Here is a 17,210-nt window from a genome sequence, read left to right as displayed (position 1 = left end):
GAGAAGGAGCAGGAGCGATGAGCCGCCACTCGCGCCGCCCCACATCGCCGGGCGCTCCACGTCGCCGGCTGCGCCACATCGTCGGACGCTCCACGTCCTTGCCATCGCGCCACTCACAGGCGCTCCCAGCTGGCGCGATCGCGACGAGGTGGCGCGCTCGGCGGGAAAAGTCCACGACTCCGCCCACCCGCTCGTGGGACGATGGGACGTCGTGAGTACCGAGGAGCAGAGTTCGCGGCCGGGGCGCCGGCGTCGGGGTGGGCGCAGGCCCAGCACCGATGGGCGTTCGGGCGGCTCGAACCAGCCTGCGGACAGCACCAAGCAGCACCAGGGGCGAGGTTCCGGTGGCGGCCGCCGTGCCTCTTACCGCCCGCACACTGCGGAGCAGCTGGCCGCCCGGCGCGGTGCCCTGCCGGTCATCACCTACCCCGAGCAACTGCCCGTCTCGGCCCGCCGGCGCGAGATCTCCGAGGCCATCCGAGACCACCAGGTGGTGATCGTGGCCGGGGAAACCGGCTCCGGGAAGACCACCCAGCTTCCCAAGATCTGCCTGGAGCTCGGCCGCGGCATCGCGGGCACCATCGGTCACACCCAGCCCCGCCGGATCGCCGCGCGCACCGTGGCCGAACGCATCAGTGAGGAACTGGGCGTGGAACTCGGCGGCGCGGTGGGCTACCAGGTGCGCTTCACCGACCAGATCTCGGCCACCACCCTGGTCAAGCTCATGACCGACGGCATCCTGCTCGCCGAGATCCAGCAGGACCCCCTGCTGCGCCGTTACGACACCCTCATCATCGACGAGGCCCACGAGCGCAGCCTCAACATCGACTTCATCCTCGGTTACCTCGCGCAGCTCCTGCCGCGCCGGCCGGACCTGAAGATCATCATCACCTCGGCCACGATCGATTCCCAGCGGTTCGCCCGGCACTTCGGCCGGTTCATGGCTGACGTCGAGGCGCCGCCGGCCGGGCCAGCCGGGCCAACCGGCGGTGATGCCGGCGGTGATGCCGGTCGTGATGCTCCTCCGAGCGCGCCGGTCATCGAGGTCTCCGGCCGCACCTACCCGGTCGAGGTCCGTTACCGCCCTCTCGTGTCCGAGGATCCCGAGGACGGCGAGGGCGACGGCGGCGTCGCGGGTGAGCAGATCGATCAGGTCACCGGAATCCTCCAGGCCGCCGACGAGCTGCTGGCCGAGGGCAGTGGTGACATTCTCGTCTTCCTCTCCGGGGAACGCGAGATCCGCGATACCCATATCGCACTGCAGGAGCATCTGGGCGAGCGCTACCTCGCCCCGGGCCACGGCACGGGCGGCGGGCATCATCCGAGCGCCGTCGAGGTGGTGCCGCTCTACGCCCGGCTTTCCGCCGCCGAGCAACATCGCGTCTTCGAAGCACACACCTCCCGGCGCATCGTGCTGGCCACCAACGTGGCCGAGACCTCGCTGACCGTTCCCGGGATCCGCTACGTCATCGACCCCGGCACCGCGCGGATCTCCCGGTACTCGAATCGCACGAAGGTCCAGCGCTTGCCCATCGAGCCCATCTCGCAGGCCAGCGCGAACCAGCGCGCCGGCCGCTGCGGGCGGGTGGCCGACGGCATCGCCATCCGCTTGTACTCCGAGTCCGATTACGCGGGCCGCCCGGAGTTCACCGAACCGGAGATCCTGCGCACCTCGCTCGCCTCGGTCATCCTGCAGATGGCCGCGCTCGGCCTAGGCGAGGTCGCCTCTTTCCCGTTCGTGGAACCGCCCGACACCCGCGCCATCCGCGACGGCCTGCAGCTCCTCCACGAGATCGGAGCCATCGAGGAAGCCCACCCAGCGTCGGGCTCGCCGTCGTCCTCAGCCCCGCCGTCGTCCTCAGCCCCGCCGTCGTCCTCATCGATTGTGGGCGCCAACGGTCGGAATGAGAGCACCGAGGCCACTTCAGAGCGACCGGAAGTGAGCACAAACGCCGCGGGTGGGGGTGGGCGGCGGGCAGGGCCCGGGAGGCGCGGCACCGGCCGCGAACCGTCCCGCGGTCCGCGACTCACCCCGGTGGGCCGCCAGCTCGCGCGCCTGCCGATCGACCCCCGACTCGGGCGGATGCTGGTGGAGGCCCAGCGCAACGGCTGCGCTGCCGAGGTGATGGTGATCGTGGCCGCCCTCTCCACCCAGGACGTCCGCGAGCGCCCGGCCGAGCACCAGCAGGCCGCGGATGCCAAACACCGCCGCTTCACCGACCCCACCTCGGACTTCCTCGCCTACCTCAACCTGTGGCGCTACCTGCGCATTCAGCAGCGTGACCTCTCCGGTTCGGCCTTCCGCCGGATGTGCAAGTCCGAGTTCCTCAACTACCTGCGCGTGCGCGAATGGCAGGACGTCGTCGTCCAGTTGCGCCAGCTCGCTAAGCCGCTCGGGCTGACCATGAAGCCCATCGCGCTGCCGCACGATTCCGACGTCGCCGCTACCGCGGAGCGCACCCAGGACGGCCGGCCCGACCCGGCGCTGGCGGCAGTGGCCATGACGCGCTCCTCGGAGGCCGCGAGCGCGGACGGCATCCACCAGTCACTGCTCACTGGCCTGTTGTCGAACCTCGGCTCCTACGACGAACGACGCCGGGAGTACGCCGGGGCACGCGGGACGCGCTTCGTGACCTGGCCCGGTTCGGGGTTGGCGAAGAAGACCCCCGCCTGGGTGATGGCCGCCGAGCTGGTGGAGACCTCCCGGCTCTTCGCCCGCACGGTGGCCCGGATCCAGCCCGAGTGGGTGGAGCCGCTGGCCGCGCACCTGACCAAGCGCGTCTATTCCGAGCCCTTCTGGTCCACCCGTCAGGGCGCGGGGATGGTCAAGGAGAAGGTGCTGCTCTACGGCATGACGCTGGTGGCCGAACGGCAGGTTCCGCTGGGGCGCCTCGGCGAGCTTGTGCTCGGCGACGCCACCGCACGCGAACTGGCCCGCGAGATGTTCCTGCGCGAGGCCCTCGTGGGCGGAGACTGGCGCACCCACCACGAGTTCTATGCCCGCAACCGCGAGCTGCTGGCCGAGGCTGAGGAGTATGAGCACCGGGCTCGCCGGCGCGGTCTGGTGCTCGACGAGGACGGGCTCTTCGCCTTCTATGACGAGCGCATCCCTGAGCACGTCACCTCCGCCCGGCACTTCGATTCCTGGTGGAAGAAGGCCAAGCGCGAGCATCCCGAGCTCCTCGACTTCTCCCTGGAGATGCTCGTGCCCAGCGCCGGTGAGGTCAGCGCCGCGGACTTCCCCGAGGCCTGGCGCCAGGGTGATCTCACCCTGCCGCTGACCTATCAGTTCGAGCCGGGCACCCATGCCGACGGCGTCACCGTGCACGTGCCGGTGGAAATCCTCAGCCGCCTGCGTCCCGAGGGATTCGACTGGATGGTGCCGGGTCTGGCGCTGGAGCTGGCCACCGCAACCATCCGCGGTCTACCCAAACCGGTGCGGCGCCAGCTCGTGCCCGCTCCCGACGTCGCCCGCGAGGTGGTGGCCCGCCTCCCCCGCTGGTCCGAGGTCGCCGCCGAGCCTGAGGCCCCCTCCTACCGTGAGGCCTTCACGGCTGCGGTGCGTGAGTTGCGGGACGTCGAGATCCCGGGCGAGGCCTGGGAGCAGGCCCAGCTTCCCGAGCACCTACAGATGACCTTCCGGGTGCTGTCCGAGCGCGGCGCGGTGCTGAGCGAGGGCAAGAACCTGCTGGCGCTGCAACGCGAACTCGCCCCGCAGACCCAGGCGGCGGTCTCCTCCCTAGTACGCGGGGCCGTCGCACAGGCCATGGCGGACGCGCAAGCCACAGCCGGCCGGCACCCCGGCGCCCCCGTGGGCACCGACGGCGCAGGATCCGGCGCAGGCGATACCGACGCCGCGGGCGCGGGCAGTTCTGCTGCCGGCGCTGCGGGCGGCGCCGCTGCTGGGATCCCGGAGCAGGTCGATCTGCGTACCTGGCCGGAGATCGGCGCGGGCACCATCCCGCGGCAGGTGGAGTCGGCCGGCCCGCACGGCCTGGTGGTCCGCGGGTACCCGGCGCTGGTCGAGGAGCGCATCCAGCCCGCACCGGCGTCGGGGTCCGCGAAGGACGCATCGGCGGCACCGGCGAAGAAGCCTGGAAAGAAGGGCAAGAAGGCTGCCGGCACCCCGGCGCGCACCGGAGTCTCGCTGCGGGTACTCGCCGACGCCGCGGAGCAGGCCAGCGCACACCGTCGCGGGTTGCGGCGCCTGCTGCTCACCGAGACGGCGCTGCCCACCCAGCGCATCACCACCCGCTGGGGCGGCCAGGAGGCACTGGTGCTGGCCACCAGTCCCTACCGCAGCACCGAGGAGCTGGTCACCGACGTTCAGCTCGCGGCCGTGACCGCGCTGGTCGATGAGTGGACGGCGGAACACGGGCCGGTCTGGGACGGCGCGGCCTACGGGGAGCTGCGCGGGCACGTGCGCGCCGCACTCGAGGAACAGGTGCACCAGATCGTGCGCTCCGTCGTGGCCACTCTGGAAGCCCGGCGCGAGCTGGAGGCCACCATCACCGCCACGACCTCGATGCATCTGCTCAACACCCTGACCGATGTGAAGGACCAGATGTCGCGCCTGACGGGCCCGGGATTCGTCTCCGCAACGCCGTCAGCGCAGCTGGTGCATCTGCCGCGGTACGTCCGCGCCGCGCAGCGCCGCATCGAACGGGCGGCGCAGAACGTGCACCAGGACGGCAATCTCGCCTGGTCCATCGGGGAACTCGAGGACGCCTACCGGGCCGAGGCCGAGGCCACCGAGCGCCTGGCCCCCGATCCGGGGCGCGCGGCCAAGCTGGAGGAGATCCGCTGGCTGCTCGAGGAGCTGCGGGTCAGCTTCTTCGCCCAGCAACTCGGCACGCCGGTGAAGGTCTCTGAGAAGCGCATTCGCCGCGCCCTCGCAGCCCTGTAGGACGCAGGCGATACCGCCGGCGCCCCGGTAGCCTCGTCGTCGACGCCCTCGACGATGAGGTCAGGAGGTGGGGCGTGTGAGAGCACTGTTCAAACCGGAGCCACGAGCCGGACTGGAGTGGGTGGAACGCCCCCATCCCGGCCCGCCGGGCTTCGGCGAGGTCTTGGTGCGGGTGCTGCGTACCGGAATCTGCGGCACTGATCTGCACATCGAGGCCTTCGACTCCTGGGCGCAGCACCATCTCCACCCACCGTTGATCCCGGGTCACGAGTTCTACGGCGAAGTGATCGAGGTGGGCAACGGCGTCCGTGAGACCACCGTCGGCGACCGCGTCTCGGCAGAGGGCCACATCGTGTGCGGGACGTGCCGGAACTGCCGCGCCGGGCGCCGGCAGATGTGCATCCGAGTCTCCTCGCTCGGCGTGGACCGCGACGGCGCCTTCGCCGAGTACGTGCTGATTCCCGCGGAGAACATCTGGCACCACATCCCCGGCACCGACCCGGACATCGGCGCGATCTTCGACCCCTTCGGCAACGCCATGCACACCGCTCAGCTCTACCGGTTGGCGGGTGAGGACGTGCTGATCACCGGCGCGGGCCCGATCGGGCTCATGGCCGCGGCCATCGCGCGCCACGTGGGGGCGCGGTACGTGGTGATCACCGATGTCTCCGCCCCCCGCCTGGAGCTGGCGCGCAGGATCGGCGTCGACGTCGCCATCGACGTCTCCACCACCACCATTCCCGAGGTCATGCACGAGCTCGGGATGGAGGAGGGCTTCGACGTCGGGCTGGAGATCTCCGGGGCGCCGAGCGCGCTGACCGGCATGATCGACCACCTGCGCCACGGCGGGCAGGTGGCGATGCTGGGCCTGCCGACCCAGCCCATCGACGTCGACTGGCCCAAGGTCGTCACTCATATGCTCACCATCCGCGGGGTGTACGGCCGCGAGATGTACGAGTCGTGGAACGCCATGAGCGCCATGCTTGAGTCCAGCCCCACGCTGCGGTCCGCCCTGGACACCATTATCACCGATCGCTATCCCGCCACCGAGTGGCAGGCCGCCTTCCACCGCGCCCGAGAAGGCACCGGCGGCAAGGTCGTTCTCGACTGGGAAGGAATCTAGGATCCGATGCTGAACGCACACACCCGCGAGCGCCTGCGCGCCGACCTCGACGCCATGCGCACCGCTGGAACGTACAAGTCCGAGCGGAGCATCTCCACCGCGCAAGCAGCCGAGATCACCTCCGGCGGCAACGAGGTGCTGAACTTCTGCGCGAACAACTACCTCGGCCTGGCCGACAGCGCGGCCATCCGCGACGCGGCGACCACTGCGCTGGAGCGCTGGGGCTATGGGATGGCCTCGGTGCGCTTCATCTGCGGCACCCAGGATCTGCACCTGGAGCTCGAGCGCCGCGTAGCCGACTTCCTCGGCACCGAGGCCGCCATCCTCTTCTCCTCCTGCTTCGACGCCAACGGCGGGGTGTTCGAAGCCCTCTTCGGCCCCGAGGACGCGATCATCTCCGATGAGCTGAACCATGCCTCTCTCATCGACGGGATCCGGCTGTGTAAAGCCGCGCGGTACCGGTACAAGAACCGGGACATGGCCGACCTGGAGACCAAGCTGATCGACGCGGCTGATGCGCGCGAGCGGGTGATCGTCACCGACGGCGTCTTCTCCATGGACGGGTACTACGCGCCACTGGATGAGATCTGTGAGCTGGCCGAGAAGCACGAGGCCCTGGTGCTGGTGGACGACTCCCACGCCGTCGGTTTCGTCGGCCCCGGCGGGCGGGGGACCCCGGCCCGCTTCGGCGTGGCCGACCGGGTGGACCTCTACACGGGCACCTTCGGCAAAGCGCTTGGCGGCGCCTCGGGCGGTTACGTGGCGGCGAGCGCCGAGATCGTCGACATGCTCCGCCAGCGCGCGCGGCCGTACCTGTTCTCCAACTCGCTGGCCCCGGCCATCGCGGCGGGCACCCTGGCGGCACTCGACCTGATCGCCGAGGCCGACGACCTGCGGGAGCAACTGCTGGAGAACTCCGCCCACTTCCGGCGCCGGATGAGTGAGGAGGGCTTCGAGCTACTCCCGGGTGAGCATCCGATCGTGCCGGTGATGTTCGGCGACGCCGCGTTGGCCGCGCGCATCGCCGATCGGATGCTCCAGCACGGGGTGTACGTCATCGCCTTCAGCTACCCGGTGGTGCCCCGGCAGCGGGCGCGCGTGCGGGTCCAGCTCTCGGCGAGCCACACCGCCGAGGACATCGAGCAGGCGGTGGCGGCGTTCGTGGCGGCGAGGGAGGAGGTGGGGGCCGCCTGAGACAGAGCTCCGGCCGGGCGGCTGGGCCGGCCGGACGCGGGGCTGGCTCCGCCAGCGCTCATCGGGTAGAGAAGCTGGCGCTGAGAGCCACTTTCTCTACCCGATCCACGGAGGTCACGGCGGGGCGGCGCTGGGGCGGGAGCGCCGGGCAGGCGCGGCGCAGGGAAGCACTGGTCGTGACCTGGTGTTGGCTTGGGAGTGAGCGAGCTGCAGATGCGCGCCGACGTCGTGGTGATCGGCGCCGGGCAGGCCGGCCTGTCCGCCGGGCATCACCTCATCCGCCGCGGCCTCGCCCCGGTCATGCTCGATGCTGAGGACGGGCCGGGTGGCGCGTGGCGCCACCGGTGGCGGTCCCTACGCATGAACACGGTCAATGGCATCCATGACCTGCCCGGCATGCCACTTCCCGAGGTCGACCCGGCCGAGCCCAGTGCCGAGGCCGTCCCCCGCTACTTCGCCGACTATGAGCGCCATCAGCAGCTACCCGTCATCCGCCCCGCCCGCGTGCGCAGCGTCCGCCGGGCCGACGGCGACCGGGCCGGCGAGCTCCTGGTCGACGTCGACGGCGCCCTCGAGGGGACCATCGCCACCCGCGCCGTCGTCAATGCCACCGGCACCTGGAGCAAGCCCTTCTGGCCGCGCTATCCGGGGCAGGAAACCTTCACCGGCCGCCAGCTGCACGTGGCGGGCTACGAGCGCGCCGAAGACTTCGCCGGTGAGCACGTGATCGTGGTCGGCGGCGGCATTTCTGCGGTGCAACTTCTCGACGAGATCTCGCAGGTCACCTCCACCGCCTGGGTCACGCGACGCGAACCGGTCTGGCGCGAGGGCGACTTCGATCAGGAGGCCGGCCGGGAAGCTGTGGCCATGGTGGAGGAACGAGTACGGCGTGGGCTCCCGCCGCTGAGCGTGGTCTCGGTGACCGGTCTGATCAAGACGCCCGCGCTGCGCGCCGCCGAAGAGCGGGGTGTTCTCGAACGCCACCCGATGTTCACCGCTATCGAACCGACCGGTGTGCGGATGGCTGATGGCAGCTTCCGACCAGCCGACGTCATTCTGTGGGCCACCGGCTTCCGGGCTGCACTGGACCATCTGCGGCCCCTACGGCTGCGTGGGCGTGGCGGTGGGATCGCCATGGACGGCACCGCGGTGGCCGGCGAACCGCGCGTCCACCTGATCGGTTACGGCCCGTCCTCCTCCACGATCGGAGCCAACCGTGCTGGGCGCGAGGCAGCCCGGCGCATAGCGCGCTTGCTGGGCTGACGGCACCCCACGCCACCCCACGGCACGGCACGGCACGGCACGGCACGGCACGGCACGGCACGATGGGGGCATGACCGTCATCAAGATCAACGCCATTGACGTTCCTGCCGGCTCCGGCGACGAGCTGGCCCACCGTTTCGCGGCCCGTGCCGGGTCGATCGACGGAGTGGACGGCTTCCTCGGTTTCGAGTTGCTCAAACCCACCGATGAGCGCAGCACGTGGCTGGTCCTCACGCGCTGGCGCGACGATGCGGCCTTCGAGGCCTGGCGCGACTCGGCCGCCTTCGGCGAGAGCCACCGCCACGGCTCCAGCGACGGCGCGAAGCAACGCCCGGTGGGGACCTCCGCTCAGCTCTGGAGCTACGAGATCGCCGGCGGCAGCACCAGCTGAGAGCGGCCGCCCGGGCCCTGCACGGAGCTCGGGGCGACGCCCAGCGGACGATTCCAGCGGCCCGTCCTGGGCCGGCCGGCAGGCCGACCCAGGACAACCGCCCCTCAGGCGCGCAGGCGCCCGCGCAGCCGGAGCGTGGCACCCAGTCCGATGAGCGCGGCCGCCGCAACCATCAGTGCCGTGACCGGCGCACCCGTCTGTGGCAGGTCACTCCCCAGTGCGGCGCCACCGCCACCACCCAGGCTCGCATCCTCCGCAGGGTCCGGGCTCGGCTCCGGACCGGGTTCCGGACCGGCCCCTGGAGCCGGTTCCGGGCTCGGTTCGGGATCCGGTTCCGGGCTCGGTTCGGGGTCTGGTGTGGGTTCCGGATCCGGTGCAGCGTCCCCCTCACGCAGCACAGTCTCCGCCTCGTTTCCGGCGTAGTCCCGGATGATCGCCACGACCTCGCTCTCAGAGCTCGACAGCTCCTGCGTCAGAGAACCGAGATCCGTGCGGCCGCGAATCATCTCCGGGCGTTCGCCCTGGCTGTAGGTGGTGTCGAACATCAACGGTTCGCCGTCCTCAAGCACCGTCAGCGTGCTCCAGTCGTGCAGCGCCGGGCGCCGCAGCTGGAGGGTGTCGCCATCCAGCTGAGCGAAGCTCTCCGGATAGGGCTCGATCTCGAAGTCCGCGAAGCGCCCCATGGCCGAGACCGGCGTGCCCTCCTGCGGGTGCACGGTGACCCGCACGTGCCCACCATCGACCGGAACATCCTCGACGGTCACCGAGACGCTGCCCGCGGCGGCAGTCAGCTCGGTCTGGAAGGGCTCTGCTCCGGCGTACTCAGCCTGCACGCTCACCGTGGCAGGCGCGCTCAGCTCCTGGTCCCAGGAGATCAGTAGTTCTCCGTCGTCACCGGCCTCAGTGTGGACCGCGCCAGGACCGCCGCTGACGTCGTACTGCACGACCGCCGGCTCGCTCGCGCTGCCGTCGTGCCCGATGGCGTGGAGCTCGAGCATGGCGGTCGAGCGATCGAAGTTCTTGACGTAGAGCACCTCGTCGTAGGTGCCGCCGAGGTACTCGCCGTCGGCGTAGAGGTCGTAGCGCTGCACGGTGTCGTAGTCGTCGAGGTCCCAGCGCACGAAGAGCTCGTCACTCGCCGTCAGGGCTCGGTCGATCTCCAGACCGCTCGGCGCCGCGGGAGTCTGCTCCGCGCCGTCGCGCACCGTGAGCTGGCCGAGGTTCACCTGGACGTCAGCGGCGCTCTCCGTCTCGAGTGCTACACCCAGGGTGGAGATGGTCTCGCCGGCAAGGTCAGCGAGGTCCACGACCGCGGTACGCCATGCGCCGGACTCCCCCCCCTCCATCTCGACCGGACGCTGCACCACCGCCTCGGGAGCCGAATCCAGTACCAGGGCCACCGACAGATCGACGTCCGCCCCAGCGGGCTGGGCGTAAGTCAGCTCAAGGGAGCTTTCCGCTCCGACCTCAAGCTCACTCTGGAAGAGGCGGAGCACCGCCTCGCCGTCCAGCTCGCCACCGATGGCCAGCGACGAACCACCCTCGAAGGCCCCGAGCTGGGCGTAGTCAAAACGCTCAGCCGGCGCATACTCCGGGCCGTAGTCGTAGTCGACCTGCAGGCCGTCAGCCCCGTCACCCTCCAGCCACCACTGCCAGGTGACCGGGAGGTCCTGGATGGTGATGTTGCCCCATTCCACCTCGCTGACCAGCTCTCCATCGCGCCAGTAGCCCAGACCATGACCGGTGTTGAAGGTGGTCGAGAAGGTACTGCCAGTGATCGCGTTGCGTTCGGCGATGTAGGAGTTCATGCCCTGCCAGTCATCCTCGGCCGGGCTCCCTGCGCCGGTCTCGGTGCCGGTCCACCAGCGGCGTTCGCGGTCGAAGGCTTCCCACTGCATGTCGTTCTCGGTCTTGTGCTCGTAGTCGAAGTGCACGAAGTCCGCCCCGAGCGTGGCGATGGCGTTCATCGGGGCGCCGTCCTCATCGAGGTTGTCGCGCAGGTCGTAGGGCTGGTCGAACTGGTACATGCCGGCTTCCAGGCCCGCGAAGACCGTGCTGAGCGGGTCCAGCCCCAGGGACTCGGCGTATTCGGCCGACTCCGCGAGCATCTCGTGGTCCCACCAGTAGTTCAGGAAGATCGAGTGCGCCAGGTCGCCCCGTTCGGCGTTGCGCACGAAGGGGCTGTTCAGCTCGGTGAAGGCGTTCTCGTACAGCGTCTCCCCCGTCTCGGCGTGCACGGAGTCGTACCACTGCACGTAGACGCCGCTCTGGCGCAGCTCAAGCAGGAAGTCCTGGTAGACGCCGATGTCCTCCGGGTCGACCCGGCCCTGTTCCTGGTTGATGAAGTAGCCATCAAAACCGAAGTAGTCCGCGATCTCCACGAGCTTGGCGACGGCGGGGAAGGAGCCGGCCTCGTCCCGGACCAGGATCTCCGAGTAGTCCTGCGAGCCACGGTCATTGTCGGAGAAGAAGATCGTGCCCAGGGAGAGCACGCCATTGCGGTGCGCGGCGTCGGTGTACCCGGGGTTCGGCAGGTTGAGCATGCCGAACTCGAACCAGCGCTGGGTCCACTCCGCCTCAGGGTCGTACAGCTCCTCCGGCATCCCCTGGGAGGCCATGCCGTGCCAGGAGGCGTAGTAGTCGGTGTACTGCCAGAAGCTGAACAGGTGCTGGGCGAAGACATTCGTATAGGGATGGCTCTCGAAGAAGGCGTTGCCATAGTCCCCGGAGAGCGCGAGCATCTCCGTCTCCGCAGGCAGGTCGGGGTTGCGCTGGGTCGGGGCATGCGGCTGGGCCCGCTCCTGCAGCGGTACTCGCGAACGCAGCTGCTCGGCGTGGGGGTCGGTGGTGGGGTCCCATTCCAGCAACTGGTCCGGGTTATAGCCGTGCTGATAGGGCTGGTTCTCGCCCTTGGCGCGCTCACCCTCCCACGGAAGGGTGTCCGCCGCGGCGGCGGTCGCCACCAGGGCCAGGGCCGCGGTGACTGCAGTGCCGGCCATGAGGCGGTGCGGCGCGCGGGATCGGCGCGGCGCGGGTTGCTCCGTCATGCTGTGACTCCTTTGTGTAGCAGCGGGATGGGAAGGAGAGGTGAGGCCTCTCCTCAGCCGACTGTTGGGCGTGGGGAGGCGGTAGCGCTCAGGCCACGGACCGTGACGGCCGTGGAGCTGGCGCGGGAGGTACCGGCGAAGAATCTCGAGGCCGGGATCGACCAGGTCACCTCGGCGCTCTCACCGGCAGCGAGCGCGATCCGCCGGAAGGCGAGGAGTTCCTGGCGCCGCGGTACGCGCAGGCCACCGCGGCGGTGAGCGAAGACCGGGAGCACCGTCTCCGTGGGCCGCTGCCCCGGGTTGCGCACCCGGACCGCGACGACAACCTGCTCTGCGCCAACGTCGAGGCGAAGCTCTGCGACCTCCACCTTCTGGTACTCCAGGCCGTGACCGACGGGGAACAGCACCGGCTCGGCCACATCGAGGTAGACCCCGGTGGCATCCTGGCGATCGTCGTGGCGGACCGGCACCACCGAGGGGTGACTGGGGAGAGTCATCGGCAGCCGCCCGGTGGGCTCGGCCTCCCCCAGCAGCACGGCCGAGATCGCCTCGGCACCCCATGGCCCGGGATAGCCGGCCCACAGGACGGCGTCGACGGACTCCAGCACGCCGGTCAGCACGTGCGGGCGCCCCGCCACGACGACGGCGATCAGCGGCACGCCCGGTGCCAGATGATGACGGGCCCGGCGGACGAGTTCGTCTTGAGCGCCGGGCAAGCTGACGTCGGCGAGGTCGACGCCCTCACCTCCGGTGGCCTGGCCGGCCCTGCCGGCGATGGCACCGTTGTCAGCGAATTCGGCGTCGTAGGGACGGTGGCTGGTGCCACCGATGACCACGATGCCGGCGTCGGCCTGCCCGAGGTGCGCCGGGATGGCGTCCTCGCTGATCAGGATCTCTGCCTCGGGCAGCTGCGCGCCCAGAGCCTGGCCGATGCTGGGTGCCGATCCGGGCGGGAGCGGGGGAACGTAGTCACCGAGCAGGGCGGGCACATCATCGGCCCACGGGCCCACGACCGCGAGTGTCGTCAACGCGCTCGGATTCAGCGGCAGTGCCCCCGCCTCGTTGGTCAGCAGCACCAGCGAGCGCGCGGCGAGCGCACGGGAGCTGTCCGGGGTGACCGCGGTGGCGGAGCCGAGAGTCAGGCTCTCACGCTGCGGCGTCACTTCCGCCGGTGCGCGCACGTCGAGGAGCCCGAACCGCTCCTTCAGGTTCAGTACGCGGCGGCAGGCCACGTCCAGCGCCGCGGCCACCTGGTCATCCTCTTCGGCCAGGCGCGGCAGGAGCGTGAAGGCCTCATCCCACAGCGAGAGGTCGATGCCCGCGAGCAGCGCGGCCCGAGCCGCTCCAGCGAGGTCACCGGTCATGTCCACGAGCCGGTCGATGGCGAGGCCGTCGGCCATGACGATGCCGTCGAAGCCGTGGCGGGTGCGGAGGTAGCCGGTGAGCAGCTCGGGATTGGCGCAGCAGGGCACGCCGTCGATGTCGTTGTAGGCGGCCATGAAACCCAGCGCGCCGGCGTCGATTCCCGCCTCGGCGGGGGCGAGGTGGATCTCGTGGAGGTCCTGCGGTCCGAGATGGGCCGACTGCCCGTTGCGTCCGCCCACAGCCTCGCCCTGGGCGGCGAGGTGCTTGAGCACCACGGCGACGCCGTCGGTACCGATCCGCGACCGGCCCGGGCCCTGCATGCCGTCGACGACGGCGTGGGTGAGTTCCGCGGCGAGCATCGCGGACTCCCCGAAGCATTCTTCGGCCCGGCCCCAGCGTGGGTCGCGGAGCACGTCCAAGGCGGAGACCAGCGCGATGTGCACTCCTGAGGCGGACAGTTCGCTGCCCACGCGGTGGGCCGCTTCGCGGACTCGCGCGAGGTCCCAGGTGCTGGCGAGATTGAGGTTGACGGGGAGCACGGTGCCCCCCAGAGCCTGGTGGCCGTGGGGGGCTTCTTCCACCAGCAGCGCTCCGGTCCGGTGCGGGCTGGCGGCAAGCACGGCCTCCTGCAGTGCGGCGGCCGCGTCGGCGCGCTCCTCGGGGCGGATGCCGGTGCCCCAGTGCTGGCCGGACCAGGCATCGGCCCGGAAAAGGCCGTAGAGCGCGCCGAGACCACCCCAGCGCTCGATCTCCTCGCGCGCGGAGTCAGTGACCTCGAACCCGTCACCAGTGCGACGCAGTGCTGTCCATCCGTGCAGGCGCTGATTGACCTGCCCGGCCTTCTCCTGCACCGTCATGGCCGCAAGGAGGGCGTCCACCTGAGATTTCATCGGGCTCCCGCTGCCAGGGCCTCGGCATCGCTGACGGCCGAGTAGGCGCTCTCACCCACGCCCTCGGCGTGGTGCTGCGCGGTGATGCCGCGGCTCGCCAGGTCTTGCGCCGACGCCGCGGTGGTCGAGGTGACGACGGTGGGGCGCTTGCCAGCGCTGGCGAGATCCATCCAGGCGGTGAACACCGAGCCCCCGGGCGCGAGGTCCGCCCGGCGTAGCGGCACGTCCTGGGCGTCGACCGGGACGACCACGGCCTCGCTACGCTCGGGCGGCGGGTGCTGACGCTGGCGCACATCCTCGGCCACCTCAGCGAAGGCGCGGCCCAGCGGCTTGACCCTGCCCTCGGCATCGAAGAGCCCCAGGGAGTACTCCAGCTCCGGGAAGTCGGCCAGGGATCGGTCGACGTCGTGGGAGCACCACCAGGTCACCCCCCACAGCGCGGTGCTGTCGGCCAGGTGCTGCACGGCGCGCTGACAGAACTCAGGTTCCTCACCGGGCTCGAGGCAGTTCAACGGGGCACCGATCTCTTGCAGCCACACCGGTCGGGCGGGGTCGGTGGCGAAGGCGCGGGAGAGTTCGGTGAGGTACTCCGCGTGCCGCACGCTCTCCGCGGACAAGGCGCCGTATCGCTGCGCGGTGCCGTTGAAGATCCAGGAGTGGATGGCTGTGACGTCACCCAGGCGAGAGGCGTGAGCGGGCTCGAAGGGGTGCTCGTCCAGGTACCAGACCGCGTCGTACTCGGCGTGCAGGCGCAAGCCCCTGCCATCCTCCGGCACCGCCTGGAGCAGGGTGCGGATCCACGTCTCGGCCTCCTCCGGGGTGGCACGCATCGGCGCAGGGTGCGGGTCGCCGGAGAACTGGTTCACCTCGTTGCCCAGGGTCAGCCCGACGTAGTTGGGCAGATCGGCGACGGCCTCGTGCAATGCCCGCGTGAGCTCGGCCTGCGCCCGGAGAGCTCCGGCGTCAGTGAACATGTTCGTCGCGTGCCACGAGGTCAGCCAGGCAGGGAGGAAGTCGAAGCTCGACATGTGCCCCTGGATCACGTCGACCGAGGCATCGAGCCCCATCTCGCCGGCCGCCTCCACCACACCGCGCACATCTGACAGCGCGCGTGGCCGGATCAACGTCCGATTGGGCTGGAGCACCGGCCAGAAGGGGAAGATCCGCACGTGGTCCAGGCCCAGCGCGGCAATGGCCTCGAGATCCCGCCGAGTGGCATTGAGGTCAGGTTCGAGCCAGGAGTGGAACCACCCCTGCCGCGGCACGTAGTTGACGCCGAAGCGCGGCATGGTCATCCCTTGATTCCTCCTTGCTCGAGCCCGCGGACGAAGTAACGCTGCAGCGCGGCGAAGAACACGATGATCGGGACCAGCGCGATGATGGTGCCGGCGGCGATGAGCCGCGGATCGTCGTAGAAGGTGCCGCGCAGGTAGTTCAGTCCCACGGTGAGGGTGTAGTTGCTCTCGGACGAGAGCACGATGAGCGGCCACAGGAAGTCGTTCCATGAGCCCACGAAGGCGAAGATCGCCACTACGGTGACGACGCCCTTGACCTGGGGCAGGCAGATGCGCAGGAATCGCTGCCACACGTTCGCGCCGTCGATCACGGCCGCTTCTTCGAGCTCATCGGGAATGCCGAGGAAGACGTTGCGCATGAGTAGCACATTCAGCGGTGCCACCAGGGTCGGCAGCGCGACCCCGAGCAGGCTGTCAGTCAGTCCTGCTGATCGCACCAGCAGGAACTGGGCGATGATGATGGCTTCGACCGGGACCAGCAGTGCGGCCACGAAGAGGGCCATGGCGGCGCCCCGGAAGCGGAACTGGAGCCGGGCCAGTGCGAATCCTGCGGCCGTGGCGAACAGGACGTTCCCACCCACCACGATGGCGGCCACGATGGCGGAGTTGAACACGAAGCGCAGCACGGGAATGCGATCGAGCACGCTGGAGTAGTTCTCCAGCGTGGGGTCCTGCGGGATGAGTTGAGGCGGCCGCTCGTAGAGCGCGTCGCCGGCTCCCTTCAGCGAGAGAGACAGCTGCCAGATCAGCGGGCCGGCCAGCAGGAGCACCATCAGGATGAGCACGGCATAGCGGGCCACGGTGGCTCCGCTGGCCCTCTTCCTGCGCCGCAGCGGTTGCTGCGGCGGAACCTGGGGTGCCGGGAACGTTCCGGCGTTCGTGGCGGTCATGAGTTCTTCCCCTGCCGGTTCTGCGTGACGAGCTGCAGCACCAGGAAGATCGCCATGATCACGAACATGACGAGGCTGATGGCGCCCGCGTAGCCGGTCTGTGCTTGCAGGCCGGTGCCTTCGCGCTGGATGAGCATCGTCATCGTGACGTTCTCCCCGCCCACACCACCGGTGCCATCGGTGAGCACGTAGACCTCACCGAAGACGCGGAAGGCGGCGATCGAGGAGAAGATCCCGATCAGCCCCATGGTGTTGCGCACCCCGGGGATGGTCACGCTCAGGAACTTGCGGACGACGCCGGCGCCGTCGACCGAGGCGGCGTCGTAGAGGCTCGGATCGATGTTCGCGAGCGCAGCCAGGTAGATGACCATGTAGTAGCCCATGCCCATCCAGATGGTCACGAACATCGCGGAGAAGAGCAGCAACCACCGGTCGGTGAGGAAGGGGATCGGGCCCGACACGATCTGGAGCCAGCCCAGCACCTCGTTCACCAGCCCGCGCCGTTCGAGCATGTTGGTCCAGATCAGGCCCACGATGACCGGGGACATGATCACCGGAAGGTAGTAACTGGTGCGGAAGAAGCCAAGGAAGCGGCCGTCTCCCGCGGCCAGGGTGGCGAGGATCAGGGGCAGCACCACCATCACCGGCACGACGACGACCACGTACAGCGAGGAGTTCAGCAGCGCGCTGCCGAAGCGGGCATCGCTGAGCAGTTCGCGGAAGTTCCCAAGGCCGATGAACCGGCCATCACGCAACAGCGTCGCGTCAGTGAAGGAGAGGGCGAAGGTGTTGAAGAACGGGAAGACGATGAAAGTGGCGATGATCAGCAGCGCGACGCCCATGAAC

The 17,210-nt window shown here is 69.8% G+C and carries 10 protein-coding genes; 5 read left to right on the top strand and 5 right to left on the bottom strand.

Annotated features, from left to right (window positions below; genetic code table 11):
* Positions 1-211: 211 nt before the first annotated feature.
* The 5 genes from hrpA to EDD31_RS07045 all read left to right on the top strand — a co-directional run bounded on the left by hrpA (position 212) and on the right by EDD31_RS07045 (position 8,877).
* Positions 212-4,906, top strand: coding sequence for an ATP-dependent RNA helicase HrpA (hrpA, locus tag EDD31_RS07065; protein ID WP_123305273.1), 4,695 nt, complete (start codon positions 212-214; stop codon positions 4,904-4,906).
* Positions 4,907-4,982: 76 nt separating this feature from the next.
* A complete protein-coding gene (gene tdh / locus EDD31_RS07060; RefSeq protein WP_123303526.1) occupies positions 4,983-6,029 on the top strand; it encodes an L-threonine 3-dehydrogenase in 1,047 nt (348 codons plus the stop codon).
* A 6-nt stretch (positions 6,030-6,035) separates the two neighbouring features.
* Positions 6,036-7,223 carry a glycine C-acetyltransferase gene (locus tag EDD31_RS07055; RefSeq protein ID WP_123303525.1) on the top strand — a complete coding sequence of 396 codons (1,188 nt, stop codon included), beginning with the start codon at positions 6,036-6,038 and terminating at the stop codon, positions 7,221-7,223.
* Between the two features lie 213 nt (positions 7,224-7,436).
* Positions 7,437-8,486, top strand: coding sequence for an FAD-dependent oxidoreductase (locus EDD31_RS07050; RefSeq protein ID WP_123305271.1), 1,050 nt, complete (start codon positions 7,437-7,439; stop codon positions 8,484-8,486).
* A gap of 70 nt (positions 8,487-8,556) precedes the next feature.
* Entirely contained in the window at positions 8,557-8,877 is a 321-nt protein-coding gene (locus tag EDD31_RS07045; RefSeq protein ID WP_123303524.1) for an antibiotic biosynthesis monooxygenase family protein, read from the top strand.
* 104 nt (positions 8,878-8,981) lie between these two features.
* Here EDD31_RS07045 and EDD31_RS07040 read toward each other — a convergent pair whose 3' ends face one another.
* From EDD31_RS07040 to EDD31_RS07020, 5 genes are read right to left on the bottom strand one after another with little or no spacing between them, the layout of a single operon-like run.
* On the bottom strand, positions 8,982-11,924 hold the full coding sequence (locus tag EDD31_RS07040) for an endo-beta-N-acetylglucosaminidase (RefSeq protein WP_211336080.1): 2,943 nt from the start codon (positions 11,922-11,924) through the stop codon (positions 8,982-8,984).
* Positions 11,925-11,977: 53 nt separating this feature from the next.
* Complete coding sequence (locus EDD31_RS07035; protein WP_123303523.1) at positions 11,978-14,179, bottom strand: glycoside hydrolase family 3 N-terminal domain-containing protein; 2,202 nt, start codon at positions 14,177-14,179, stop codon at positions 11,978-11,980.
* On the bottom strand, positions 14,176-15,474 hold the full coding sequence (locus tag EDD31_RS07030) for a glycoside hydrolase 5 family protein (protein WP_123303522.1): 1,299 nt from the start codon (positions 15,472-15,474) through the stop codon (positions 14,176-14,178). Before EDD31_RS07030 ends, EDD31_RS07035 begins: the two co-directional genes overlap by 4 nt.
* On the bottom strand, positions 15,471-16,364 hold the full coding sequence (locus tag EDD31_RS07025) for a carbohydrate ABC transporter permease (RefSeq protein ID WP_123303521.1): 894 nt from the start codon (positions 16,362-16,364) through the stop codon (positions 15,471-15,473). The genes EDD31_RS07030 and EDD31_RS07025 overlap by 4 nt, the downstream gene beginning before the upstream one ends.
* The gene (locus EDD31_RS07020; protein WP_123303520.1) at positions 16,361-17,206 is read right to left on the bottom strand and encodes a carbohydrate ABC transporter permease; all 846 of its coding nucleotides are present in this window, start codon (positions 17,204-17,206) and stop codon (positions 16,361-16,363) included. The genes EDD31_RS07025 and EDD31_RS07020 overlap by 4 nt, the downstream gene beginning before the upstream one ends.
* Positions 17,207-17,210: the final 4 nt, after the last annotated feature.

The sequence above is a fragment of the Bogoriella caseilytica genome, assembly GCF_003752405.1.
GTDB classification, from domain to species: Bacteria; Actinomycetota; Actinomycetes; order Actinomycetales; family Actinomycetaceae; genus Allobogoriella; species Allobogoriella caseilytica.
The sequence above is the reverse complement of the archived record's forward strand: the minus strand, read 5'-3'. Positions and strand labels throughout refer to the sequence as shown.

Coding starts and splice junctions, on each gene's coding strand:
- EDD31_RS07055 (WP_123303525.1), top strand. CDS start 6,036: ATGCTGAACGCACACACCCGCGAGCGCCTGCGCGCCGACCTCGACGCC.
- EDD31_RS07045 (WP_123303524.1), top strand. CDS start 8,557: ATGACCGTCATCAAGATCAACGCCATTGACGTTCCTGCCGGCTCCGGC.
- EDD31_RS07040 (WP_211336080.1), bottom strand. CDS start 11,924: ATGACGGAGCAACCCGCGCCGCGCCGATCCCGCGCGCCGCACCGCCTC.
- EDD31_RS07025 (WP_123303521.1), bottom strand. CDS start 16,364: ATGACCGCCACGAACGCCGGAACGTTCCCGGCACCCCAGGTTCCGCCG.
- EDD31_RS07050 (WP_123305271.1), top strand. CDS start 7,437: ATGCGCGCCGACGTCGTGGTGATCGGCGCCGGGCAGGCCGGCCTGTCC.
- EDD31_RS07030 (WP_123303522.1), bottom strand. CDS start 15,474: ATGACCATGCCGCGCTTCGGCGTCAACTACGTGCCGCGGCAGGGGTGG.
- EDD31_RS07020 (WP_123303520.1), bottom strand. CDS start 17,206: ATGGGCGTCGCGCTGCTGATCATCGCCACTTTCATCGTCTTCCCGTTC.
- EDD31_RS07035 (WP_123303523.1), bottom strand. CDS start 14,179: ATGAAATCTCAGGTGGACGCCCTCCTTGCGGCCATGACGGTGCAGGAG.